The organism is Aquibacillus kalidii (assembly GCF_014280935.1).
Taxonomy (GTDB): Bacteria; Bacillota; Bacilli; order Bacillales; family Amphibacillaceae; genus Aquibacillus_D; species Aquibacillus_D kalidii.
Genome location: NZ_JACLZI010000027.1, coordinates 31812 through 56178, shown reverse-complemented (window position 1 = coordinate 56178; position 24367 = coordinate 31812). Strand labels below are relative to the sequence as shown.

Genomic DNA, 24367 nt, shown 5'->3' with positions numbered 1-24367 from the left:
GAGTGCTTTTCTCAGTTGAAATTCTTAATAAAAAAAAAGCAAAATTAATAAATATAAATATGAATTTTTAATGACAAATGTTAAACTAGCGAATAGAGTGGAAATTTTTGAAAATAGTTGGAAGGATTTAATTGACATACTATTGGAGATAAGACAAATAGTAAGAAGGAAATAATTAATTAAAAGCAGGGATATTATGATTAGTATAACAGAACTATTATTAGCATTCATTATATCTTTAGTGTCCACAGTATTACTTGTTTATCCAGTAAAAAAACTAGCACTGAAGATTGGAGCTATGGATGTACCGGATCACCGGAAGGTTCATAAAGAAATTACGCCAAGATTAGGTGGATTGGCAATTTTCTTAGGAACCTTTATGGGACTACTATACTTAAGTCCACAGCACGAAAGTTTTGTTTCTATAAGTATTGGTGCAGTTATTATAATTTTGACGGGCATTTTAGATGATAAGTATCAAATTAGACCAGTCCTAAAACTAGGAGGACAGCTAGCAGCGTCTTTAGTTATTATTTTTGCTGGTATTACCATAGAAAGAATTACAATTCCTTTATTTGGACTTGTAGAATTAAATGAGACCTTTGGGATTATGCTTACCATTGTTTGGGTAATTGGGATATCAAATGCTATCAATTTAATTGATGGTTTAGATGGGCTGGCATCTGGGGTCTCCACCATTGCGTTATCAAGTATTCTGTTTATGGCTATAGCTGACCATCGGCTCTTGGTTATCTATCTATGTGTGGTATTGATAGCGAGTAATATTGGATTCCTCTTTCATAACTTTAATCCCGCTACCATTTATATGGGTGATACGGGATCGATGTTCTTGGGCTATATGATTTCTGTTATCTCGATACTGGGTTTATTTAAAAATGTAACGTTATTCAGTTTCGTAATACCTATAATTGTTTTAGCATTACCAATTTTTGATACATTATTCTCGATTGTAAGAAGAATGCTAAACGGTGAAGGGATAATGATGCCTGATAAGAATCATATACACCATCAACTATTAGCTGCTGGTTTTAGCCACCGAAATACTGTTCTAATTCTATATGGATTTAGTGGTATCTTTGGAGTGTTAGCGATTTTGTTTTCAAATGCATCATTAAGTTTATCACTAGTAATTTCTTTCTTAATGTTAATCTTACTCCACCTTTTTGCAGAGATGGTTGGTGTCGTAGGAAAAGGAAGAAGGCCTGTTCTGAGGTATAGTAAGAAGGTTTACAAGAAGGTGAAAAGTAACAAAACGAAAGTAAAAAATTCCTCTTCGTCTTAAAGAGGAATTTTTTACTGATTTATGGTAATTCAAGATGTTCTCTTAATGTATTACTAATATTGGTTAAAGATTGTTCGTCAAGCATATAGTAGTAAATTCCATCTATATTGCCATTTGAACCCTCAATTTTTAGTTGTTCAATATTTGACGTATTAAAATCCTTATATTCTTTATAGAAGTTGAAAATTTCTTTTAGTTTCATGTTAGAAATCACATTTTCACCATATTCATCAGAAAGGTCATCAATTTTAAATACAGTGCTAGCGGATGTTAGCTTATCAATAACTGCTTTTACTACTTGTTTTTGCCGGTCCCCTCTGCCAATATCGCCAAGAGGATCTTGTTTTCTCATTCTAGCATAGCCAAGTGCCTCTTTACCGTTTAAAAGCATTTCTCCTTCGGTATAATACAACTTCCCTGTATGGTCATCACTGTCTTCTGAGAAATCAAAAGGAACATCTACAGTTACACCTCCAACTATGTCTACCACATTTTTGAATCCTTCAAAGTTAACTGTGGCATAATAATCGATAGGGATATTTAATAAATCTTCAACGGTCTCGATTGTCATTTCCGGTCCACCAAATGCGTAGGAATGGTTTATCTTATCTTCTATTCCTCTACCCGCAATCGTTACGAAAGAGTCTCGTGGTATACTCAACATTTTTAGAGACTTTTGTTCTTGGTTAAATGTTAAAACTATAATGGAATCCGATCTTCCGTTACTTCCACCAGAAGAATAATCTTCAATTCCAAGAAGCAAGACAGAAATAGGATCTTTATCAATCGACACTGTTTCAACTCTTAAATCAGACTTTTCTCTTCCACCAAGGTCATCAAAAGATGCACTTGTAGCTTTATATGCTTGGAAATATAGGTATCCTCCGCCCCCAAGCAGTATGACAACTAATAGAAAAAAAGAAATAATGACTTTTTTAAGTAAGCCTTTTCGCTTAATCTTCTTTTTTAATTCTTTTCGTTTCACAATTAAATATCCCCTTATTTTCAGAAAATTGATGCAAAATCCTCTAAAAAAGTATTATACACTATAAACTATTTCCTGAAAACAATTTGTCGAAATATTAAAGTGGTTGATCTTCATATAATTGTAAGTAAACTAAAGTGTATGATAAAATATTGTCGCTAAGGATTTACTGAAAATATTTTAACAACATTAAATGCATAAATATATTTTCGATATAAGGAGAGTAATTTTATGAATATTAGAAAGGCGATAATTCCCGCTGCTGGTTTAGGCACAAGATTTTTACCAGCCACTAAGGCTCAGCCAAAAGAGATGTTACCCATAGTGGATAAGCCAACGATACAATATATAGTTGAGGAAGCTGTTGCATCTGGAATAGAAGATATCATTATTGTTTCAGGAAGAGGGAAAAGAGCTATAGAAGATCATTTTGACACTTCTTATGAGCTAGAAGAGACATTAGCGAAGAAGGAAAAAGCAGATATTCTTAGTGAAGTTAAACAAATCTCTTCACTAGCCAATATTCACTACATACGACAAAAAGAGCCCAAGGGGTTAGGGCATGCCATTTATTGTGCCAACCGATTTATTGGAAATGAGCCATTTGCTGTTTTGTTGGGTGATGATATTGTTCAATCTGATGAACCTTGTTTAGAGCAGTTAATAAAAATTTATAACCAAAAAGAAGCATCAGTAGTAGGTGTTCAGCAGGTTCCAGAAGATTTGGTATCAAGTTATGGTGTAATTGCACCAGATGAAAAATTTGAGATTGTCAATAATACTATTAAGGTTAAATCTTTAGTAGAGAAGCCATCAAAGGAAGAAGCTCCATCAAATTATGCAGTCATGGGAAGATATATTTTAACTCCAGAAATATTTAATATTTTAGAGAAATTAGAGCCTGGAAAAGGTGGAGAGATACAATTAACGGATGCAATAGAAAAGCTTAATGAAAGTCAAAATGTGTATGCTTACAACTTTACTGGTAAAAGATATGATATTGGTAATAAGCTTGGTTTCATAAAGGCCACTGTCGATTTTGCACTTCAGCGAGAGGACTTAAAAGAAGAACTAATAGAGTTTTTGAAAGAAAAACAGTTTTAACAATACCTGTTAAAAAGAAGCTACATTCCATTCAATCTAAAATGGAATGTAGCTTCTTCTAAAATTATTATAGTTTGAAATGTTGGTGTACCTTTTTGTTATTCAGTATGCCTAATAGTATGAATAAAAATATCATTGATTGAATATTAAGCCACACTTCAGATACAAAACCAATAACTAGGTAGGCTACCAATATAATATTTACAGTACTTGAAGTAACTAATTCTACTGTACTTCTATTTTTTTTGAAAATTGTGATCAAAGTTTTTATATAAATGATCAGTATAAAGGAAATATATATCAAAAAGCCTACTACACCATATCTAGCTAATAAATAAATATAAGCATTATCTGCAAGGGGATAACCATTCTTCATGGGACCTGCTCCAATAATTGGTGATTTTTCAAAGTAGTTCAAATTAACTTCCCATGCTCCATATCTATTATTAAAACTGTCAACCGTTTCTAATGACTCTTTTACTTTATTAACAGTATTTTCTTCCTCATCACTCTCTGTATCTGAGGAATTGTCTTTTTCATCTTTTGTTTTTCTATTTTTATTATTGTTTGCTGAATCTTCACTTTGAGTGTATTTTTCAAAAGTTGACACAATACTATTTGCAGCTGTACTTAAATATGGAATACTTGGGACAAAGGATACCGCAAGAAGTACAAATACACAAAAAATTATTATATATTTTGTTAACAATCCTTTGAAAGTGTCCTTTCTTGTAACCAGAAACATAAATACGGAATAACAAATTAATCCAAATGAAGTAATAATTGTTGTTCTTGAGGTTGATAAAAACACATTAAGTAATGTTAATGTAAGCAATGCAAATAATAAAAGAGTTAGACTTCTGCTTTTCTCTTTCAATAGAACGATCAAAGATAACGTTAGACTAATAACAATTATCAAAAATGAACCATATAAATTGGGATTTTTAAATGTACTAGTAATACGATGCTGATTTTGAATCATATGATGAAAACTTTCATTTTGAGTATATAGCAACCCAAGATTATTATTGATATTAAAAAGATTATAAAATTGTAGAACCCCAAATAATTCAACAACAAAAACTGAAATAATAAAACATTTAAGTAGTGATTTTACATCTTTAACAAAATAAACCGCAATTAAATAGAATGAAGCATAGTAGAAGTAGCGATACAGTTCATAAACATCGGTTAGGGAAGTTTCTTCTTTGAAAGCGAAACTACCATAGACAGTAGATAGAATGACACTAATTGATGCACTTCCAAAAAATAACAAAACTTTATCTTTTGAAAATAGTATATTTGGGCTATGATACTCTTTGCGACTAACTATATATAAGTAAAATAACACCAAGTAACTTAATCCTAACACCATTAGATCGATTAATTTTATACTTACACTACCGAATAAAATACCAGGTGCTGGGGCGAATAGTAGTATTATAATTAGTATGTTAATTATTGTGCTATTCTTTATATGGGTGAACGGCATAGAAAACAATCCTTTCCTTTTATTACAATAATCATATCTTGACATAAAATATCTATTCAGACAATATTAAGGGTAAAAATGTACACATGTTATTATTGTCTCACTGAAAAATAATAACATAAAAATATAAAATTAAACTATAGCAAATTTGAAGGAGAATGATTATGAGTATTTCGGATAGTCAAGAATCGCTAGTAACAATAATAACTCCTTCCTATAATTCAGCAAGATTTATAGGAGAAACTATAAAAAGTGTTTTGAATCAATCGTACAGTAATTGGGAAATGATCATAGTAGATGATTGCTCAAGCGACGATACAGTTAAAATCGTTGAAAAGTACAGTAAAAAAGACGGTAGAATTCATTTAATCAAATTAGAAAATAATAGTGGAGCTGCGGTTGCAAGAAATACTGCTATTTCTAAAGCAAAAGGAAGATATATTGCCTTTTTAGATTCTGATGACATATGGAAACCAAATAAACTAAGTGAACAGATAAAATTCATGCAAACAAATGACTATGCTTTTACATTTACAAGCTATGAAATTATGGATGTTGCAGGCAATTTTACCAGTAAGTCAGTTCACGCTGTTAAAGAGGTAGATTATACACATTTGTTAAAGAGTCCTGGGGCTATTGGATGTTTAACTGTTATCCTAGATAGGGATAAAATTAAAGATTGTAAGATGCCAAATATAAAGACCCGACAGGATTTTGCTCTTTGGTTAAAAATATTAAAAGCAGGGATAAATGCATATGGTTTAAAACTATCACTATCACAATATAGAATTGTTCCGGGTTCTATATCAAGTAACAAAATAAAAGCTGCTAAGAAGAATTGGTTTGTTTATCGCAATATAGAGGGTTTAGGGATTATTAAGTCTTCGTGGTATTTTACAAATTATGCTATAAGGGCTGTTATAAAAACGTATCTATAAAGGTAGTAAAGTTATTTTCTAGGATATTTCATGAAAATTCTATTAAAAATTAAAATAAAAAGTTTCAGTGAATTTCTAGATTCAAGAAATAAAAATCTGTAATAATACTATAATAAGTAGGCTGATCTTAATGAATATAAAAAATTCCCTTTATAGGGTATTAAACAGACTAAGTTCTAACCAAACATTTAAAAAAATACTTTCAAATACGAGTTGGCTGTTTTTAGAACGAGTTCTACGGATGATTGTAGGGCTGTTTGTTGGTATTTGGGTAGCTAGATATTTAGGTCCAGATGACTATGGATTATTAGGATATGCTCAGGCTTTTGTATTAATATTCTCGTCGTTTGCTACTCTAGGATTAGACGGTATAGTTGTAAGGAATGTAGTACGCTCTCCTGAAAAGAAGGATGAGATATTAGGGACGGCCTTCCTACTTAAATTAGTAGGCGGAATTGCAGTAGCTATTATATCTGTTACCCTAGGATTAATAGTTCATAGTGATGAGAAAGTAACAGTCTGGTTAATTGGGATAATTTCTTTCGGTATGATATTTAAATCTTTAGATGTAGTTGACTTTTGGTTTCAATCACAGGTAATTTCTAAATATGTTGCCTATTCTAGAGGTTTTGCCTTCATCTTTACTTCGCTATTAAAAATTTTGGGAATTGTATTAAATCAACCTTTGGCATTCTTTGCAATTGTCACTATGTTAGAAATGATTTTAATCGCACTATTTTTGGTGATTTGGTATAAAAAATCAGGGGATATTCAGGCGTGGTCTTATAGTAAAATTACGGCTATCTCACTTTTAAAAGATAGCTGGCCATTAATATTCTCTGGTTTAGTAATCACAATTTATATGAAAACAGACCAAATAATGCTTCGGCAAATTCTGGGTGATAGTGCAGTCGGACAATACACTGCTGCATTAAGATTGTCAGAGTCATGGTATATTATTCCAACTGTTCTAGTTACAACAGTTGCACCATACTTAACAAACGCTAAAAATAGTCAAAACAAGGATGCATATAATTATTATAATTTACTTCTATATAGAGTAGTTGTCTTATCTGCAGTTCTTATAGCATTACCTATGACTTTTCTTTCTGATTGGTTAATAAGTCTTCTATATGGTTCAGAATACCACAGTGCAGGAGAGGTCTTGTCTATACACATTTGGTCAGCTGTATTCGTTTTTCTTGGCGTGGCAAGGAATCCCTACATTGTTAATGAAAACCTAACTAAATATTCCTTTATTACTAATAGTGGTGGGGCAGTTATTAACCTAGTTCTTAATGCTATATTAATTCCTAAGTATGGTATTGTTGGTGCTGCCTATGCAACTTTAATATCACAGGCAGTAGCCTCATATTTAATGCATGTTTTCTTTTCTAAAGTAAGGCCAATATTTATTATGCAAACAAAAGCGTTGTTTACTTTTTATATTCTAAAAAAATTTAGTAAATAGGTGGTATTATATGACAAAGCCATTAAAGGTGCTATCTTATCGTCCTGGAGTAATAGCAAATGGGACTGCTTTTGAAGCGATGGCATTAATTTATAAGTATTTACAAAACAATTATGGTTGGGAATTTACAATTATGATGGATGATCGTGACACTTTTGAAGACTCCGAATTAAATATTATAACTATTCCTTACGATGCAAGAGCTGTAATAAATCGAACAAGTTTTTTAAAAAAACCATTATTATTTAAAAAACAGATATTAAATAAATATAAGGATAAATTTGATTTTATTCTAGGGTGTGATCCAACTGTATATAATCAGGGTATGCAAGCTGCAGTCTTATCTAGAAGTTGGGATATTCCCTTGGCTTTTGATTCTTCGTTAACATTAATGGGACAAGCCAATTCGATAAATTGGAGACTAAAGCGAAAACAGGTTGTGAAAGCTTTAGAACAATCAAGTATTATCTGGTTGACTGCACCTAAAGCAGCTGAAAGATTCAGGGACTTAGGGCTGTCAAAAGAACAAATCTCTAAACAGTTTGTAATATTAGGGCACCCTGTAGATACTGATTTGTTTTCTCCAGCAGAAGTAAAGAAGAAGCAATCTAAAGAAAAAGTGATACTCTGTGTAGCTAGACTTGTTATGGAAAAAGGTGTCCATTATATAATTGAAGCTGTAGCTCCAATAATGAAAATGGATGATAATGTTAAACTTAAAATTATTGGTTCAGGTGAATCAAAGAAATTTTTAGAAAATATGGTCAAGGATGAAGGATTAGAGGATCAAATTGAATTTTTGGACCCTATACCTCACCACGAACTGCCAGCACTATACAGGAAGGCAGATTTATTTGTAGGTCACCCAGTTTCAACATCTAAATGGGAAGAATACTTTGGAGTTGTTAATGTGGAGGCAATGGCTAGTGGACTACCGGTTGTGTCTTCTAATAGTGGGGGAATTACACATTTAGCTAGAGAAAAGGAAGTAGCTATACTAGTCAATGAGAGAGATATCATTTCTACAACCAACGCCATAGAATTATTATTATATGATGAAGACAAATATCAGGAAATTAAGCGAAAAGGCAGAGAGTATGTATTAAGACAGTATAGTCTGCCAGTAATTGCGGAAAAGTATAGAAAATATATTGAAGCGGCAATGGAATAACCATGCTAAACATAATTGGATGGGATTAAATAATGAAAATGAATGAAAAGCCATTGGTAAGTATAATTACTGTTTGTTACAACAGCGAAGAATTAATCGAAGGGACGATTAAGAGTATTATGTCCCAAACGTATGAGAATATTGAGTATATTGTAGTAGATGGAGCTTCGAAAGATAGTACAGCAGAAATTATTGAAGAATACTCTGATCATATAACGCATTGGGTTAGCGAACCAGACAAAGGTATATATGACGCAATGAACAAAGGATTGTCAATGGTATCGGATTCTAGTAGTTTTGTTAATTTTATGAACTCGGGCGATGAGTTTTTGAATAATGATACCATTGAAAAAGTTATTTCCTTTGCCAAGGGGCAAGATACACTTCCAGATGTAGTTTATGGAGACATTATTTATAATAATCAGGTTAGAAGGTATCCTAATAAATTAAGTTACTTATTTCTTAGTAGAAAAACGCTATGTCACCAAGCAGTATTTTTTAAATCAGACAAACATAAACAAGAAAAGTATGATCTTGAATATAAAATTGCAGCAGATTTTGAAATGATCTTGCGCTTAAAAATGAAACGTAAGTTACATTTTATGAAGATAGATTTACCAATATGCGAATATTTAGAGGGTGGCTTAAGTGATACACAAAGGGACAATTTATATAGAGAAAGAGAAAAAATCATTAAAAAATACCCACCTCTTAACTTTTATAATACAACGATTTCATTAATAAAAAAATTGAAATGAAATATGTTTTACTTAAAAAATAGTGTGTTTTAAAGGGGATTTTTTCATGGATAAAACATGCCATGTTTGTGTAGTTGCACCAGTTCATAAGTTTGATGACGTAAGAATATATACAAAAGAAATATCTACGCTACTCTCTTTAGGATTTAACGTTACTTATTATGCGAGAAATCCAAAAAATGAGACGATAGATTTAGATATTAACTTTGTAGAGGTTCCTACCTTTAGAAAAAGGGCCTCCAGATTTATCAATCTTTTTAAGTTGTTCTTTAAGGTGTTATCAATTAAAGCGGATGTATATCACATACATAACCCTGATACATTACCAATCGGGTTCTTATTAAAAATGTTTGGGAAAAAGGTTATATATGATACGCATGAGGACTTTAGTAAACGTTTATTAATGAGAGAATGGATACCAAGTCCGATTAGAAAAATCGCCGCATCGAGTATTAGTCAAATGGAAAAATTGGCGGGCAAGGTATTTAATGCAGTCATCGTTACACAAACAAATGTTAAAAAACGTATTGGTAAAAAAGCAATTATTATTGAAAATGCACCAGTTTCTAAAAATATGAAGTCTATCCGCGCCATTCCATCTCAAGAAGGTTTCCGAGTTATTTATGTTGGAAGTACATTAAGTAAAACAAGAGGTATTAAAGAGATGGTGGATGCAGTACACCTAGCCAATGAGATGGAAAAAGGAAGTAATATTACCTTCACGTTAGTAGGATCTTTCGATAATGAGGACTACTATAAGGCGTTAACAAAATCTGATGGTTGGAAATGGATAGAGTATAAAGGGTTCCTTCCACAGAAGAATGCTTTTGAATTAATGGCTCAATCCCATATAGGTTTAATTACAATTCTAGATGTTGGTGATCACTCACAAACGAGTCCGAATAAAATTTTTGAGTATCAAATGTTTGGGTTACCTTTTATAGCTAGCGATTTTGAGTCATGGAGAAATAAGTTGGAGAATACAAAATCAGGTTTTTTTGTGAATCCAGCTAATCCAGAAGAAATAGCAAGTTACATTGTTCAATTGTATAAAGATAGAAACATGGTTAAAGAAATGGGTCAGAATGGAAGGGAATATATTCAACATACATTTAATTGGGAAATAGAATCCGAAAAAATTAAACAGTTGTACAAAAGGTTACTAAATTAATTAGTAGTAAGGGTGGGATTAGATGAGACTTATTTTACTTTCTGGTGGGTCAGGTAAACGTCTCTGGCCATTATCTAATGATGCAAGGTCAAAGCAATTCCTTAAAATTTTGGAGGACGAAAACCAGAATCGTATTTCAATGGTACAACGTGTTTGGGCACAATTAGACAAAGTGCAGTTAGCTGAATCAACGGTTATTGCCACAAGTAATTCTCAGGTTGATATAGTGAAAAATCAACTTGGAGAGGATGTTCCTTTAGTCATCGAGCCCGAGAGGCGAGACACATTTCCAGCAATTGCTCTGGCTTGTTCCTATCTATATTCGGAACTAGATGTAAGGGAAGATGAGGTAATATCAATCTTACCTGTTGATCCTTATGTAGAGGATCGTTTCTTTGAACGAATTAAGGACTTAGAAAAGGTGATTCATACATCAATTGCTGACCTAGCTCTAATGGGTGTAACACCAACTTACCCTTCTGCAAAATATGGGTATATTGTTCCGGAGAGTAATACAAAGGAAGGATACTTGAATGTTGCTAGGTTTAAAGAAAAGCCAGATGAAGTAACAGCAGCAGAACTAATTAAAGAAAACGCTCTATGGAATTGTGGAATTTTTGCATTTAAATTAAGCTTCATTCTAAATTTATTAAAGAGAAAAAATTTCCCTACCTCTTACGATAGTCTTATTGAGTTGTATGATCAATTACCTAAAAATAGCTTTGATTTTGAGGTGGTAGAATCAACTGAAAAAATAGTCGCAATTGATTACCAAGGCTATTGGAAGGACCTTGGTACATGGAATACATTGACTGAAGAAATGTCTTCTAACGTAATTGGAAAAGCAATAATTAATGAGGAATCAGTGGATAACCATGTTATCAACGAATTAGATATTCCCGTTGCAGTATTAGGAATTAATCATGTTGTCGTAGCAGTAAGCCCTGATGGGATTCTAGTGTCAGATAAAACATATAGTCAACGCATAAAACAATACGTTAACAAGTTGGAAAATATTATTCCGAAATATGAAGAGACACAATGGGGATCCTATAAAATATTAGATCACGCCAATCATAATAATGGAATTGAAGTGATCACGAAAAAGTTAACTATAGATAGTGGGAAAAATCTAAATTATAGCTATAATAAACGTCGAAGTAAGAACTGGACCATTGTTAAAGGAACTGGAGAGATAATTGTTAATGGTGTAAAACAAGGTATTAATCCGGGTCAGGTTGTTGAAATTACGAAGAGGACTAAACATACAATTAGAGCAATAAATGAGTTAGAAATAATTGAGATTCAAACAGGTACAGACTTGGTGGAAAATGACGAAGTGGTTTTGAATAAAAATTGGGATAGCATAAATAGTACTTTATAGTTTGGAAACTTGACTATAAAGTACTATTTTTATGTGGATTTCAGCATTATTATTCAATATCCCAAAATATACTATAAAAAAATGTCGAAAAAGTATTAACATTTTAGGAGAAATCCTTGATAATAAGAATGTAATATAAATGAGGTGTGTGTGAGGAGGAACTCTAAATTACTATTAGACAACTAAATAGATTAATTGTATTAATCCCATTTTCTATCTTTCTACTATTGTTGATGCCTAATTTATCAAAAGCAGCAACTAGTACTTGGTCTGGGGAACTTTTCTCTAACTTAACATTTTCTGGGATATCATCTCCAATGCAAATTGAAACTAGTAATCTAGAGATTGATTGGGGAAATCAATCACCTGCAGCTAATATTAAAGCAGATGGATTTACTGCTAGATTTCAAAGAGATCTTGTTATAGAAAAAGACAAATTTATGAGTTTCAAAGCTTGGGCAGATGATGGCATCAGGGTTTATGTTGATAATCAACTAATAATTGATTCATGGAAGAATGACTCCTATGGCCTTCGTGGAGAAAACGTTATGTTCTTAAGCCAGGGAACTCATACTGTCAAAGTTGAATACTACGATAATGTTAGAAGAGCAGCATTTCGGGTTGACATAGGGGAAAAAGCTGCATACAAAGAGACTACTGAACAAGTCCATTATCATTGGGGTTATGAAAGTCCAACGGGATTTCCAGTAGATAATTTTTATGCCTACTTTGACCAATCCAGAAACTTTGATGGACAAGAGTATTTTTTACAAACATTAGCTGATGATGGTATTCGTGTTAAAGTTAATGGTGAGTATAAAGTTGATAGATGGACTAACTCAAGTGGACAGGTAAATCGAACAATACTTGGAAAATTATCTGGACATGTATCAGTTGGTACAGAATACTATGACGGTGTGAGAAATGCTACGATTTACTCAGATATTGTACCGTTTGGTCATTGGCTTGGGTACTATTATAACAATGACAAGTTAGAAGGAAGACCGATTAAAGCCCAAACTTTACAACAAGGGGAGCGGGATTCCCTTAGCGAAGATAATGGGAAAGGGTCACCTTTAAGTGGTATTAATTCGGATAAATTCTCTAGTGAATATATTACAGCAAAACGCTTATCTTCTGGATACTATATCTTACGCGTCGGAGCAGATGATGGAGTTCGAGTATATCTAGATGGTAAAAAAGTAGTGGATCGCTGGAGCGTAGGTAGTTACAAAGAGGAATCCTTTAAAATTAATGTCAAGGATATTAACGGTTCTAACATTCATTGGATTAAAGTAGAGTATAGAGAGAATACAGGTAGTAGTAAACTTGCGTTTAATCTTAAGCCTGTTGAAGTGACAGCGGATAAGTGGACCGCAGAGTTCTATCCTAACACTTCACTATCAGGTGATCCTGAATTTGCTGAATATCATTCTGAAAATTTAAGCCTTGATTGGGGAAATAGTAAGCCCGTCGTTAATATACCTGAAGATAAGTTCTCGGCAAAATTTCAAAAGCTATTAGTATTAGATAATAGCAAATTTGTAAATTTTAAGGCTTTTGCTGATGATGGTATTCGGGTATATGTAGATGACCAATTAATTATCGATTCGTGGATAAATAATTCCTACAGTCATCGAGGTGAAAGTCTTCAATATCTAAGCAAAGGGACGCACCGTATAAAAGTGGAGTATTATGATAATGTTAGAAGGGCAGCGTTTGATGTTCAAATAGATGAGAAACCGACATACTCCGAAGTAACAGAGCAAGTCCACTATCAATGGGGATATAATGGCCCGAAAGGTTTCCCGGTTGACGATTTCTACGCTTATTTTGACCAATCAAGAACTTTTGATGGACAAGAATACTTTCTTCAAACACTCGCAGATGATGGTATTCGAGTAAAGGTGAATGGAAAGTACAAGGTAGATAGATGGACAAACTCTAGTGGGAAAGTTAACAGGGCTATTCTTGGAACGTTATCTGGTAATGTTACAATTGGTACAGAATACTATGATGGGGTGAGAAATTCAACTGTCTATTCTGATGTTGTACCATTCGGTAGTTGGTTAGCGTATTATTACAATAATGATAAGCTAGAAGGTAACCCCGAAAATGCTAAAATTATTGCTCCAGGAGCAAATGGCGCTTTATTAGAAGATAGTGGATCAGGGTCTCCGATTACGGGTATTCAAAATGACTATTACTCTAGTAAATATGTAACTGCTAAAAGAATTACAGCAGGTGCATACACATTAAACCTAAGTGGAGATGATGGCGTAAGAGTTTATCTGGATGGGAAATTAGTTGTAGACCGTTGGACAGGTGGAAGCTTCAAGGACAAAGTTTACAAGGTAAATGTAAACAATGTAAATGGATCTAATATTCATTGGATTGAAGTAGAACATCGAGAAGACACTGGTCTAAGTAATATATCATTAAGCTTAGAACCTTTAACGATACCAGTTAATGGTTGGATAGGGGAGTTATACTCTAACAAAAACTTGAGTGGTACGCCGCTCTTGACTGGTTATCCTGTTGCTTATGAACAGATTGATTTTCAATGGGGAGATTCATCACCAGAAGTCACTATTCCTGCAGATGGATTTTCAGGAAGATACCAAGGTAAAGTCAACATCACTGAAGATGGTGATTATACAATGAAGGTATGGGCTGACGATGGTGCAAAGCTCTACGTTGACGGTAAACTTGTAATTAATGCTTGGAGTAACGGTTCTTTAAGATTAACACAAAATAATGTTACTTTAACTAAGGGTACGCATACAGTGGTCATTGAGTATTATGAGAATACTGGCAGTGCATCATTGAAATTTGACTTTGAAAAGTATAACCCAGGTCCAACAAAAATATATACACAAACTCAATACAATTATTCATTTGATCAAATGGTAGATAGACAGATGAATTATGGAGGACCTAAGGCTGACGGAGCTGGTACAATACCTGCAACGAGAGAGTTAGTAGAGTATTATGCTAATCCATCTAACTTTAAAAAGGGAACAGAAAGTTACCTTCAGTTTTTACTGCTTTCAAAACCCGCTGGTTTAAATGTAGACGAGGTAAATAGTAAAATATTGTATAATAAAGGTATTTTTATTGGGAAAGCGCAGGCGTTCATTAATGCAGCTAAGAAGTATAGTATAAATGAAGTCTACTTAATGGCTCATGCTTTACATGAAACGGGTAACGGAAGTTCTACTCTTGCAAAAGGTGTCAGTCAATGGAATCAGTGTAGTGATAAAGGCACAATTGTTAAAGATAGTAATGGGAATCCAGTAAAAGTTGATATCTCTCCAAATAAGGTGTATAACATGTATGGAATTGGAGCATATGATGATTATCCAACTGAATGTGGAGCTCAAAAAGCTCTAAAAGAAGGATGGACATCTCCTGAAGCAGCAATTATTGGAGGAGCCCAGTTTGTTTCTGTTAATTATATTCAAGCTGGACAAAATACACTTTATAAAATGAAGTGGAATCCTAGTAACCCTGGTACGCATCAATATGCAACGCATGTAAGTTGGGCGGTTAGTCAAACTAGTAGAATTCAATCGATTTACAACTTAATTAGCAACTACACAATGCAGTTTGATGAACCGAAGTTTCTAGCCCAACCTGGAGAAACTGAATTACCAAGTAACACGACAATCAGTAGTTATCCAGATGGCACTATAGGATTTACTACTTCTAGTGTTAACTTTCGTAGTAAACCTTCTGTAGATAGTACTACATTAATTAAAACATTAAATACGAATCAAAAAGTAGTTGTATATGGAAGAAATAGTGACGGATGGTACAAAGTAAAGGTTGACAACCAAGAGGGATGGTTATATTCTCCATATGTTGAGTTAAAGAACCTTTATCAAGTTAGTGTTTCATCTGATTCATATCTAAATCTAAGAGAACAGCCAAATTCGGATAGTTCAACACTGGCTAATCTATCAAACAATCAATTATTAACTGCTTTATTAGATTCTAATAATAATGTTATGATGAGTGGTTCTTGGCTTAAAGTTACCTATAGTGGTAAAACAGGCTGGGTTCATGTAGATTATGTAAATCAAATTAAATAGCTCTATAAATAAAGGCACTTGTCAATGCAAATTGACAAGTGTCTTTATTTATAGATACACCCACGCATCATTCCTAATGAGCAACAATAGTGAGGTAAACTAAGAAAATGCCAAGAGGTTCAGTAATTTACACTTATTAGGATGGGGTCTAGCAATTATTGATGATTATTTTAAACGGAAACAAGAGGACTTTCAAAAGTACAGGAAAAGAACGAAAAGAAAGTAAAAATGTATCCTTTAACCGGTGTACTACTTCAAAACTATCTATTTTTGTTGTCTAATGTATTCTATCTTGTATGGTTGACCTGAATTACAGTTAAAGATTAAATTTGAGTGCAATTAGATATTCCTTTAAATAAACAGGTTGTTTTATCCGTTGCATTAAGGTCCTACCCGAGATGAAAGAAAAGGATCAACATTTGGATTTATCTATCCAGTTCGTGAGAAAGCTGTGAATTCTTTTAAGTTAGACCAAGTTACCAGAGAATATATAAATTTATATGAAACATTAATAAGATAAATAACTTATTCCTGGACTTTATATAAAATATTCTAATTTAGGTGATTTTTGGGAATTAGGTAATAAATTTGGTGATGTGTATAATGATGTAAAAAAAATAATATTGTATTTTATTATCCTTTTCTATATAATTGGTAAAGATGTTTTATAGTAATATCTGAAAATAGTTTGACACAATATGAAACCTTATTGTGTGAAATTCGTCTATATATTTGTGCAAATAAAATCAACTATTCAATTATAATACTCAAAGAGACCTAGGAGGATACACATGAAATATGTTTTATTCGTGGCTTGTCTTGCTATTGCAGTGATGATAACGCCACTAATAAAGAAATTTGCTATAAAAATAGGAGCAACAGATCAACCTGATCATCGGAAGGTACACACTAAAGTAATGCCAAGACTCGGGGGATTAGCTATTTTTATTAGTTTTATGATTGGGTTTTTAATTGCTTCTCCTAATAATGAATTAAACTGGGTAGTTATTTTAGGAGCTAGTTTAATAACTTTGATTGGTGCTTTAGATGACAAGTATCAATTGTCAGCTAAGGTTAAATTCACTGGGCAGCTTATTGCAGCTCTTATAACAGTTTTTGGTGGAGTTCAAATTGACTTTATTTCTATCCCATTTGGAGATAAAATTGATATAGGCTTTTTAAGTATCCCAATTACTATATTGTGGATTGTTGGGGTTACCAATGCTATAAATTTGATTGATGGATTAGACGGTCTTGCTGCGGGTGTTTCTTCTATTGCTCTATTAACCATATCAGGTATGGCGATATCTTTAGGGAATACTTATGTTGCTTTACTAGGATTGATTTTACTCGGAAGTACTATCGGATTCCTATTTTATAATTTCCACCCTGCAAAAATATTTATGGGAGATACAGGAGCATTGTTTCTTGGATACATGATAAGTGTACTTTCTATCATGGGGTTATTTAAGAATGTTACTCTGTTCTCCTTAGCTATACCTATTTTGATCTTAGGTGTACCTATCTTGGATACAGTATTTGCTATAGTTAGAAGGATTGTCCATAAGACTCCCATATCTGATCCTGATAAGTTGCATTTGCATCACTGTTTACTAAGACTTGGATATTCACATCGACAAACAGTTTTGGTTATTTATTCCATGTGTGCTTTATTTAGTGTAGCTGCTATTATTTTCACGAGAGCAACTATGTGGGGATCTACTATTACATTAATTGCATTGTTAATCTGCGTTGAATTAACTGTTGAAGTTACAGGTTTAATAGGCCAAAATTACCGACCTTTGTTAAGGCTTTTTGAATCCCAACGTACAAAGAAGTAAGTACTTAACTAAAAAAAAGAATCCTTATAGGGTTCCTTTTTTTATGTCTTTATCTATACCAAGACATTATTCTTTTTGGTGTAATAGGTAGATATTAGAATAGAATATCCTCCGCAGCAAAAGGTGACAACAGAAGAAAAATACACACCAAATAAGCTGATATACTCAGGATGTATATAATACTAAAAACTAAAGGAGACAGTTTTATATAGTGATGTTTCTCATATATTTAGGAATTTTTTAGAACTCTATGACCTTTCTTCAACTAATCTCATATACTCCACACTAGTTTTCATTTTCACTCCCAAATTAAAACAGTTTCAATTAGATAGATAGTTTACTTGATTATAATCAAAGAATCTAACCTCTTACTTGTAGTCAATTACCTGATAGTTCATCTTTTTCCCTGTTCAATTCTATGAAGTTAGAATAGATGTAATGTATTCTTTAATAAGGTCAAGTTTTATAAAGGGAATCTATTATTCCTTAGTTCTTAGATAAGTGGGGTACTAATTTAAAGAAATTAATGTGGTACAACTATTGAAATTGTTGATAGTAAGTTATATATTCTTTATTGATGTTGTTTTTTTAGTGTTTAATCGTTATGTTTAATTTATAAGTAGATAAATTTAAGATATATTTTATAAAAGGTGGATGAGTAATGGAATTAAACGCAAAAATCTATGTAGCCGGTCATAGAGGGTTAGTAGGATCAGCTATTGTAAGAAACTTGAAAGAAAAGGGTTATACAAACTTAATTTATAGAACTAGTAAAGATCTTGATCTAACGGATAAAACAAAAGTCGATGATTTTTTTTCTTCTGAAAAACCAGAGTACGTTTTCCTTGCTGCTGCAAAAGTTGGTGGAATCGTAGCAAATAATGAATACCCAGCAGATTTTATCCGTGACAACTTACTAATTCAAACAAATGTGATAGACGCAGCTTACCGTAATAATGTGAAAAAGTTACTTTTCCTTGGTAGTACATGTATATATCCTAAATTTGCACCACAACCTATGAATGAGGATTCCTTGTTAACAGGTGTATTAGAGCCAACTAATGAACCTTATGCCATTGCAAAGATTGCAGGTATCAAAATGTGTGAATCATACAACCGCCAATATGGTACAAATTATATTTCGGTTATGCCGACGAATTTATACGGGCCTAATGATAATTTCGACTTAGAGTCTTCCCACGTATTACCTGCTTTAATTAGAAAATTTCATGAAGCAAAATTGCATGATAAGTCATCAGTAGAAGTTTGGGGTACAGGTTCACCAAGAAGAGAATTTTTGTACTCTGATGATCTGGCTGATGCAACCATTTTCCTTATGAATACATATGAAGGAAACCAGTTTGTAAATGTTGGTGTTGGGAAGGATATTTCAATTAAGGAGTTGGCTGAAAAGGTAAAAGAAGTTGTCGGCTTCGAAGGTAATATTGAATTTAATACTTCTAAGCCAGATGGAACACCAAGAAAACTAGTTGACGTTACCAAGTTAAATAGCTTAGGGTGGGAAGCAAAGATATCTTTAGATCAAGGCTTAAATCAAGCCTATCAATGGTTTCTAGATAATGTAGCAGATCAATAGGAAATAATTAATTATTATGGAGGATAATATGAAAAAAGCACTAGTTACAGGAGTTACTGGACAAGACGGATCATTTTTAGCAGAACTATTATTAGAAAAGGGTTATGAGGTTCACGGTATTATTCGTAGAAGCTCATCCTTTAATACAGAGAGAATTGAACATTTATATGTTGAGGAATTAAAGAGTAGTGAAAACTTCTATATTCACTCAGGAGACTTGACTGATACGTCCAATATGATTCGTTTAATTAATGAAATTCAACCAGATGAGATATATAATTTAGCTGCAATGTCACATGTGAAAGTTTCTTTTGATGTTCCTGAATACGTAGCGGATGTTGATGGTATAGGGACACTAAGAATATTAGAGGCCGTTCGGATTCTTGGATTAGAAAAGAAAACAAGAGTTTACCAGGCTTCAACTTCTGAATTATATGGTAAGGTTCAAGAGGTTCCACAAAAAGAAACTACACCATTTTATCCAAGGTCACCCTACGCAGTTGCAAAGCAGTATGGGTTTTGGATTACAAAGAACTATCGTGAGTCATATGACATGTACGCTGTAAATGGTATCCTCTTTAATCATGAATCAGAGCGTCGAGGCGAAACATTTGTTACTAGAAAAATCACGCTAGCTGCTGCTAGAATTGCTAAAGGTATGCAGAAAACATTATCATTAGGAAACTTAGACGCAAGACGTGACTGGGGCTACGCCAAAGATTATGTTGAGTGTATGTGGTTAATTTTACAGCACGATAAACCGGAAGACTTTGTGATTGCAACTGGAGAGATGCATACAGTACGAGAATTTGCTACGTTAGCCTTTAAACATGCGGGGATAGAGATTGAGTGGAAAGGTGAAGGTGTAAATGAAAAAGGTATAAACAAATCTACTGGTGATGTTGTTGTTGAAGTCAACCCGGATTACTTCCGACCTGCAGAAGTAGAGCAGTTATTAGGCGACCCAACGAAAGCAAGAACACTACTTGGTTGGAACCCAACTAAAACATCATTTGAAGAATTAGTAAAGATCATGGTAGAATCTGATCTGAAAAAATTTAGTTAAAGAAAAAAAGAGTACTTATCTTTGTGGTTGCCCCTAAGAGTAAGAGTTTTATATTAAGCACCTAATTGGCTGGTATGAATACAGTAACTAACTGGAATCATACCAGCTAATTTTTGAGATTGAACAGGATAAACTTTCTTATGCCGTCTTCTTATAAAACCTTCGTTTTCATATTTCTTATAAAGTTTCACCCACGTTTCAATGGGGGAAATGGTTCTTATGCCCTTGATTCTTAGCAAGCATGCCCATACCCTTCTTTCTATTCGCTTACTGTCAATAACTTAAATTCGCTATATTTAGCCATAAATAAACACCCAAAAAAATAGATTTTTATTCTAACTTTTGGGGTGAAGCACACTTACGATCCTTTTTTTTGAGTAATTCACTTAAGTAGTATTTCCTTTTGATTATTAGTATCTTTTTCAAATTGCCTTTCAAAGAGATAGTCTTTGTGGTAAGTACCTCAATATCTAAGGTATCTAATTATAGAGACTAGAAATAGAGGGGTCCTCAATTAGTGTAAGTCTGATTGGATCCGACCAAATTAATTAAAACCACCCTTTCCGCTTAAACCAAACATACATAGAAACAGCCATCACAATCATGACACCCAAAACTACAAAATACCCATACTTCCAGTTCAATTCAGGCATAAAAGCAAAGTTCATCCCATATACACCAGCAATAAAAGTAAGCGGAACAAATATAGAAGTAATAATGGTTAGTAGTTTCATCACTTCATTCGTTTGGTGTGAGTTGAGTGAAAGATAATTATCACGAATATCATTGGTAATTTCCCGATTAGATGCAACCATATCAGATAGTTTTAACAAATGGTCATAAATATCAAGGAAGTATTCTCTGCGTGCTTTAACCCCTTCTAGATGGTTCGAATTTAAAATCCGATAGAATAGGTCTCTGACAGGATTAATGGTGTGACGGAGCTTGAGAAGCTCGTGTCGGATATCGAATAAATTGTCGAGTAGCACATTCATTGGTTCATTGTTGTCATTATCCTCAATTTCATTCAGCTGATCCTCTATTTCATAAATAATCGGGAAGTAGTTATCGACTATTTTATCAATCACTTCGTAAAAGATCCGATACTCATCCCAGCTACCAGGATCCTTTAATTGAAGTAATCTGCTTCTAACCTGGTTAATCTCTTTCGATTCATACTCATGGAAGGTAACAACATAATCTTCCCCGATGAAAAAATCATGTTCTTCCTTGCTAAGGTCTGCTTTATTGATAGCATGTGTGATGAAAAAATTGAAGTCATCATAATAATCGAGCTTAGGCCGTTGCAAACTTTGAATACAGTCTTCGATTGCTAATGGGTGAAATTTAAGCTTTTCATCTAATTGTGATATTTCGGCTTTAGTTGGTTGATCAAAATCAATCCAGTACCAGCTGTAGTCCACATTTTTTAGGCCTTCAATTGTATCTAATGTGATGGCTTGGTTTGCTTTCGTAACTGCAATTATATTAATCATGTCGCATTGCTCCTTATATGAGCCAGTTTAGTATAAAAAGAGTAGTGTTTACAAGTGAAGAAATTTGTACAAAAAAAAGACGACAATATTATTGTCGTCCACCTACTATATATTCATCGTTTCTTTTCTTATGTAATTTTCATAGGAGGACATGTATTCATGGTAGGTTTTATCTGCTGTAGTAATCTTAAAACCATAGGTGTAACTAGAATCTTTAGATTCTTTTCTGACAACTTCTCCAAATATTTGGTTAGTAGGCGTGAATAAGCTTAACTCGATCGTTAAATATTGACCTACTTCAAAATCTAATTCAGAGGTAAAGCAAATTCCAGATACACTTACATCCTTAAGTGCAATAACTGTTTCCGATTTAAACAAATTTAGTCCATTGACCCTTGTAATCGTCGTTTTCATCGATGGTGCAGTTTGGAACGGAATCCTAGAACCCTGTCTAGTCATAAAATATTATCCCCTTTACCATATTTTTGTCTCTCTATTTAATTGTACATCCTTTAGTAGAGTACTATGTAAAATGACTACTTGTCAATATTTTCTGAAATTGTCCTTTTTGACTAATGTTGGTGTGGGGGAGTTAGGGTTAAATTGGAGTTTTCGGGAGATATCTCATAATATTTGGGAGATAAAAACGAAAATAGGGAGGTTATTAGAAAAAGATAGGGTGATACATCCAACTTTAATACGCAAGATATATTTAGATCCCCTCCCCGCTTAAAAAAAGGGTGTAATTTTGGATTTGGGAGATAAATCAGTATTTTTGGGGGATAACTCGTAATATTTGGGGGATAAAAGCATAAGTTTGGGAGATTAAATAAAAAACAGGGAGAATATAACCAACAAATAGGGGGATAAAACTAAAAAGGCCTGACCCTAAGCGAGGGAAAAGGGCCAGACCTTCCATATAGTTAGCGTGCTTTAGATCTTCGGCTCGAATGTTTGGCAGTCTGTCTCTTCTTGGTTAGCGGCTCTTTTGCCTCTATGGCTAACAACATAAATTGCATCTGCTTTACATTTGTTGCCGTTTGCCCAATATTTACAGTTACTTACTTCACATAATACGTCTTGAGCCAATTTGCACACCTCCCATACAAATAGTAATGCCTAAATATAAGATGAATATGCAAATCTAAATAAGAGGAAAAATTGGTATTACAGTTAAATCAATACTATACATAATCATCAATAAGTTGGGGAAGCTAAAGTCAACAAAAAAAGAACCTATTTCCGGGGAAATAAGTCCTAATCGTTCGACAAATACCGGGTGGTGACAGGCACCCTAGTTCCAGCGTCTGTAATTTGTGAAGTGTTTGCTCCAGTATGAGTTGCTTAGGCTGGTGATTTGAACGCCACTTGAGCTTGCGTGTATGAATTTGTTATCTCCGATGTAGATACCCATATGAGAGATTCCAGCTTTGTATGTTCCACTAAAGAATACTAAGTCTCCTGGTTGTGGGCTAGAGATTGTTGATGATTGATTGTAATAACCTGTTGTATCTGTTCTATTAATATCCATTCCAGCAGTTTTGTGTACATAGTAGATAAATCCACTACAGTCAAATCCACCAGGAGCAACACCTGCCCATTTGTATGGTGTACCAACATGCTTTTTGGCTTCAGCAATTACTTTAGCGGCAAGATTCTCCTCAGGTTGCTCTACTTTAACTGGAGTAGGAGTTGGTGCTGAAGTAGAACCAGTTAGTTTAAGTGTTTGTCCAATATAAATCGTGTTTGTAGTTAAATTATTCCACGACTTCAGATTAGATACAGAAACATTAAAACGATTAGCTATCGCATATAACGAGTCGCCTGCACTTACCTTATAAGTGGTCATATTAGATGTAGATTCAGTTGAAGTAGTAGAATTGCTAGTCTGAGAGATAGATAACGTCTCTCCAACATGAATAATAGAGCTTGTCTTATTATTCCATTTCATTAAATCTGAAACAGAAATACCGTGTTTATGCGCAATTCCCCATAGGGAATCTCCGGATTGAACAGTATAAGACGACCCTGAAGTAGACGTTGTAGTTTCAGAGGTTTCAATAACTTGATTTACATAGATTGAATTAGATGAAAGATTATTAATAGATTTTAAGTTTGAAACAGTTGTATTGTATTTCTGAGAGATTGCCCAAAGCGAATCACCTGGTTGTACAGTATAGGATGCTGCTTCTACTTTTGTTGAAAATCCTGTCGCTATTCCTAAAGTGGCAACTACGGCGATTAACGTTTTGTTTGTTTTTTTCATGCTGCTTCACTCTCCTCGTTGTTTGTTGTTGTTGGCAACAGTATAGCATGGGAATGTCGAAAAATGACGGATGTTATCGATTTGTAACGATACTTAACAATCCTGACATAATAACGGGTAATTATGGATGAGAAGGGTGATCATGCTAAAAAGTTGGGGATATCCAGGTGAAGTAAGGGTTTACTTCACCTGTGCAGAAAGAAAAGATATGCTTACTTGGAGTCGTGGCT

The 24367-nt window shown here is 33.5% G+C and carries 18 protein-coding genes; 12 read left to right on the top strand and 6 right to left on the bottom strand.

Features of this window, described 5'->3' with window-relative positions:
* Positions 1–196: 196 nt before the first annotated feature.
* A complete protein-coding gene (locus tag H7K77_RS04810) occupies positions 197–1303 on the top strand; it encodes an MraY family glycosyltransferase (RefSeq protein ID WP_186576589.1) in 1107 nt (368 codons plus the stop codon).
* A gap of 19 nt (positions 1304–1322) precedes the next feature.
* Here the strand turns inward: H7K77_RS04810 and H7K77_RS04805 are convergent, their stop codons facing one another.
* Entirely contained in the window at positions 1323–2288 is a 966-nt protein-coding gene (locus H7K77_RS04805; RefSeq protein WP_328701031.1) for an LCP family glycopolymer transferase, read from the bottom strand.
* A 231-nt stretch (positions 2289–2519) separates the two neighbouring features.
* Between H7K77_RS04805 and galU the strand changes: the two genes are divergently transcribed.
* Positions 2520–3392, top strand: a complete 873-nt coding sequence (gene galU / locus H7K77_RS04800) for a UTP--glucose-1-phosphate uridylyltransferase GalU (protein WP_186576588.1) — start codon at positions 2520–2522, stop codon at positions 3390–3392.
* Between the two features lie 67 nt (positions 3393–3459).
* Here galU and H7K77_RS04795 read toward each other — a convergent pair whose 3' ends face one another.
* The gene (locus H7K77_RS04795; protein ID WP_222599218.1) at positions 3460–4767 is read right to left on the bottom strand and encodes an O-antigen ligase family protein; all 1308 of its coding nucleotides are present in this window, start codon (positions 4765–4767) and stop codon (positions 3460–3462) included.
* Between the two features lie 281 nt (positions 4768–5048).
* Between H7K77_RS04795 and H7K77_RS04790 the strand changes: the two genes are divergently transcribed.
* The 10 genes from H7K77_RS04790 (at position 5049) to gmd (ending at position 20375) form a co-directional block, all read left to right on the top strand.
* On the top strand, positions 5049–5822 hold the full coding sequence (locus tag H7K77_RS04790) for a glycosyltransferase family 2 protein (RefSeq protein ID WP_407926414.1): 774 nt from the start codon (positions 5049–5051) through the stop codon (positions 5820–5822).
* Positions 5823–5952: 130 nt separating this feature from the next.
* The gene (locus H7K77_RS04785) at positions 5953–7293 is read left to right on the top strand and encodes a flippase (protein WP_186576585.1); all 1341 of its coding nucleotides are present in this window, start codon (positions 5953–5955) and stop codon (positions 7291–7293) included.
* A gap of 10 nt (positions 7294–7303) precedes the next feature.
* Positions 7304–8464 carry a glycosyltransferase gene (locus H7K77_RS04780; protein WP_186576584.1) on the top strand — a complete coding sequence of 387 codons (1161 nt, stop codon included), beginning with the start codon at positions 7304–7306 and terminating at the stop codon, positions 8462–8464.
* A 32-nt stretch (positions 8465–8496) separates the two neighbouring features.
* The gene (locus tag H7K77_RS04775; RefSeq protein ID WP_186576583.1) at positions 8497–9222 is read left to right on the top strand and encodes a glycosyltransferase family 2 protein; all 726 of its coding nucleotides are present in this window, start codon (positions 8497–8499) and stop codon (positions 9220–9222) included.
* 46 nt (positions 9223–9268) lie between these two features.
* Positions 9269–10393, top strand: coding sequence for a glycosyltransferase family 4 protein (locus tag H7K77_RS04770; protein ID WP_186576582.1), 1125 nt, complete (start codon positions 9269–9271; stop codon positions 10391–10393).
* A gap of 22 nt (positions 10394–10415) precedes the next feature.
* Positions 10416–11777 carry a sugar phosphate nucleotidyltransferase gene (locus H7K77_RS04765; protein WP_186576581.1) on the top strand — a complete coding sequence of 454 codons (1362 nt, stop codon included), beginning with the start codon at positions 10416–10418 and terminating at the stop codon, positions 11775–11777.
* A 233-nt stretch (positions 11778–12010) separates the two neighbouring features.
* On the top strand, positions 12011–15871 hold the full coding sequence (locus H7K77_RS04760) for a PA14 domain-containing protein (protein ID WP_186576580.1): 3861 nt from the start codon (positions 12011–12013) through the stop codon (positions 15869–15871).
* 791 nt (positions 15872–16662) lie between these two features.
* The gene (locus H7K77_RS04755) at positions 16663–17712 is read left to right on the top strand and encodes an MraY family glycosyltransferase (RefSeq protein WP_186576579.1); all 1050 of its coding nucleotides are present in this window, start codon (positions 16663–16665) and stop codon (positions 17710–17712) included.
* A 661-nt stretch (positions 17713–18373) separates the two neighbouring features.
* A complete protein-coding gene (fcl, locus tag H7K77_RS04750; protein WP_186576578.1) occupies positions 18374–19309 on the top strand; it encodes a GDP-L-fucose synthase in 936 nt (311 codons plus the stop codon).
* Positions 19310–19337: 28 nt separating this feature from the next.
* Positions 19338–20375 (top strand): GDP-mannose 4,6-dehydratase, encoded by a 1038-nt coding sequence (gmd, locus tag H7K77_RS04745; RefSeq protein WP_186576577.1) that lies wholly within the window; start codon positions 19338–19340, stop codon positions 20373–20375.
* Positions 20376–20923: 548 nt separating this feature from the next.
* On the opposite strand, the gene corA is transcribed toward gmd, so the two are convergent.
* The 4 genes from corA to H7K77_RS04725 form a co-directional block, all read right to left on the bottom strand.
* Positions 20924–21871 (bottom strand): magnesium/cobalt transporter CorA, encoded by a 948-nt coding sequence (gene corA / locus H7K77_RS04740; RefSeq protein ID WP_186576576.1) that lies wholly within the window; start codon positions 21869–21871, stop codon positions 20924–20926.
* Positions 21872–21976: 105 nt separating this feature from the next.
* Positions 21977–22330, bottom strand: a complete 354-nt coding sequence (locus H7K77_RS04735; RefSeq protein WP_186576575.1) for a PilZ domain-containing protein — start codon at positions 22328–22330, stop codon at positions 21977–21979.
* Between the two features lie 474 nt (positions 22331–22804).
* On the bottom strand, positions 22805–22960 hold the full coding sequence (locus H7K77_RS04730) for a DUF1540 domain-containing protein (RefSeq protein WP_186576574.1): 156 nt from the start codon (positions 22958–22960) through the stop codon (positions 22805–22807).
* A gap of 205 nt (positions 22961–23165) precedes the next feature.
* The gene (locus H7K77_RS04725; protein WP_186576573.1) at positions 23166–24137 is read right to left on the bottom strand and encodes a LysM peptidoglycan-binding domain-containing protein; all 972 of its coding nucleotides are present in this window, start codon (positions 24135–24137) and stop codon (positions 23166–23168) included.
* Positions 24138–24367 lie beyond the last annotated feature (230 nt).

Coding starts and splice junctions, on each gene's coding strand:
- H7K77_RS04780 (WP_186576584.1), top strand. CDS start 7,304: ATGACAAAGCCATTAAAGGTGCTATCTTATCGTCCTGGAGTAATAGCA.
- H7K77_RS04755 (WP_186576579.1), top strand. CDS start 16,663: ATGAAATATGTTTTATTCGTGGCTTGTCTTGCTATTGCAGTGATGATA.
- gmd (WP_186576577.1), top strand. CDS start 19,338: ATGAAAAAAGCACTAGTTACAGGAGTTACTGGACAAGACGGATCATTT.
- H7K77_RS04785 (WP_186576585.1), top strand. CDS start 5,953: ATGAATATAAAAAATTCCCTTTATAGGGTATTAAACAGACTAAGTTCT.
- H7K77_RS04775 (WP_186576583.1), top strand. CDS start 8,497: ATGAAAATGAATGAAAAGCCATTGGTAAGTATAATTACTGTTTGTTAC.
- H7K77_RS04810 (WP_186576589.1), top strand. CDS start 197: ATGATTAGTATAACAGAACTATTATTAGCATTCATTATATCTTTAGTG.
- galU (WP_186576588.1), top strand. CDS start 2,520: ATGAATATTAGAAAGGCGATAATTCCCGCTGCTGGTTTAGGCACAAGA.
- H7K77_RS04760 (WP_186576580.1), top strand. CDS start 12,011: ATGCCTAATTTATCAAAAGCAGCAACTAGTACTTGGTCTGGGGAACTT.
- H7K77_RS04795 (WP_222599218.1), bottom strand. CDS start 4,767: ATGGTGTTAGGATTAAGTTACTTGGTGTTATTTTACTTATATATAGTT.
- H7K77_RS04770 (WP_186576582.1), top strand. CDS start 9,269: ATGGATAAAACATGCCATGTTTGTGTAGTTGCACCAGTTCATAAGTTT.
- corA (WP_186576576.1), bottom strand. CDS start 21,871: ATGATTAATATAATTGCAGTTACGAAAGCAAACCAAGCCATCACATTA.
- H7K77_RS04735 (WP_186576575.1), bottom strand. CDS start 22,330: ATGACTAGACAGGGTTCTAGGATTCCGTTCCAAACTGCACCATCGATG.
- H7K77_RS04790 (WP_407926414.1), top strand. CDS start 5,049: ATGAGTATTTCGGATAGTCAAGAATCGCTAGTAACAATAATAACTCCT.
- H7K77_RS04725 (WP_186576573.1), bottom strand. CDS start 24,137: ATGAAAAAAACAAACAAAACGTTAATCGCCGTAGTTGCCACTTTAGGA.
- H7K77_RS04765 (WP_186576581.1), top strand. CDS start 10,416: ATGAGACTTATTTTACTTTCTGGTGGGTCAGGTAAACGTCTCTGGCCA.
- fcl (WP_186576578.1), top strand. CDS start 18,374: ATGGAATTAAACGCAAAAATCTATGTAGCCGGTCATAGAGGGTTAGTA.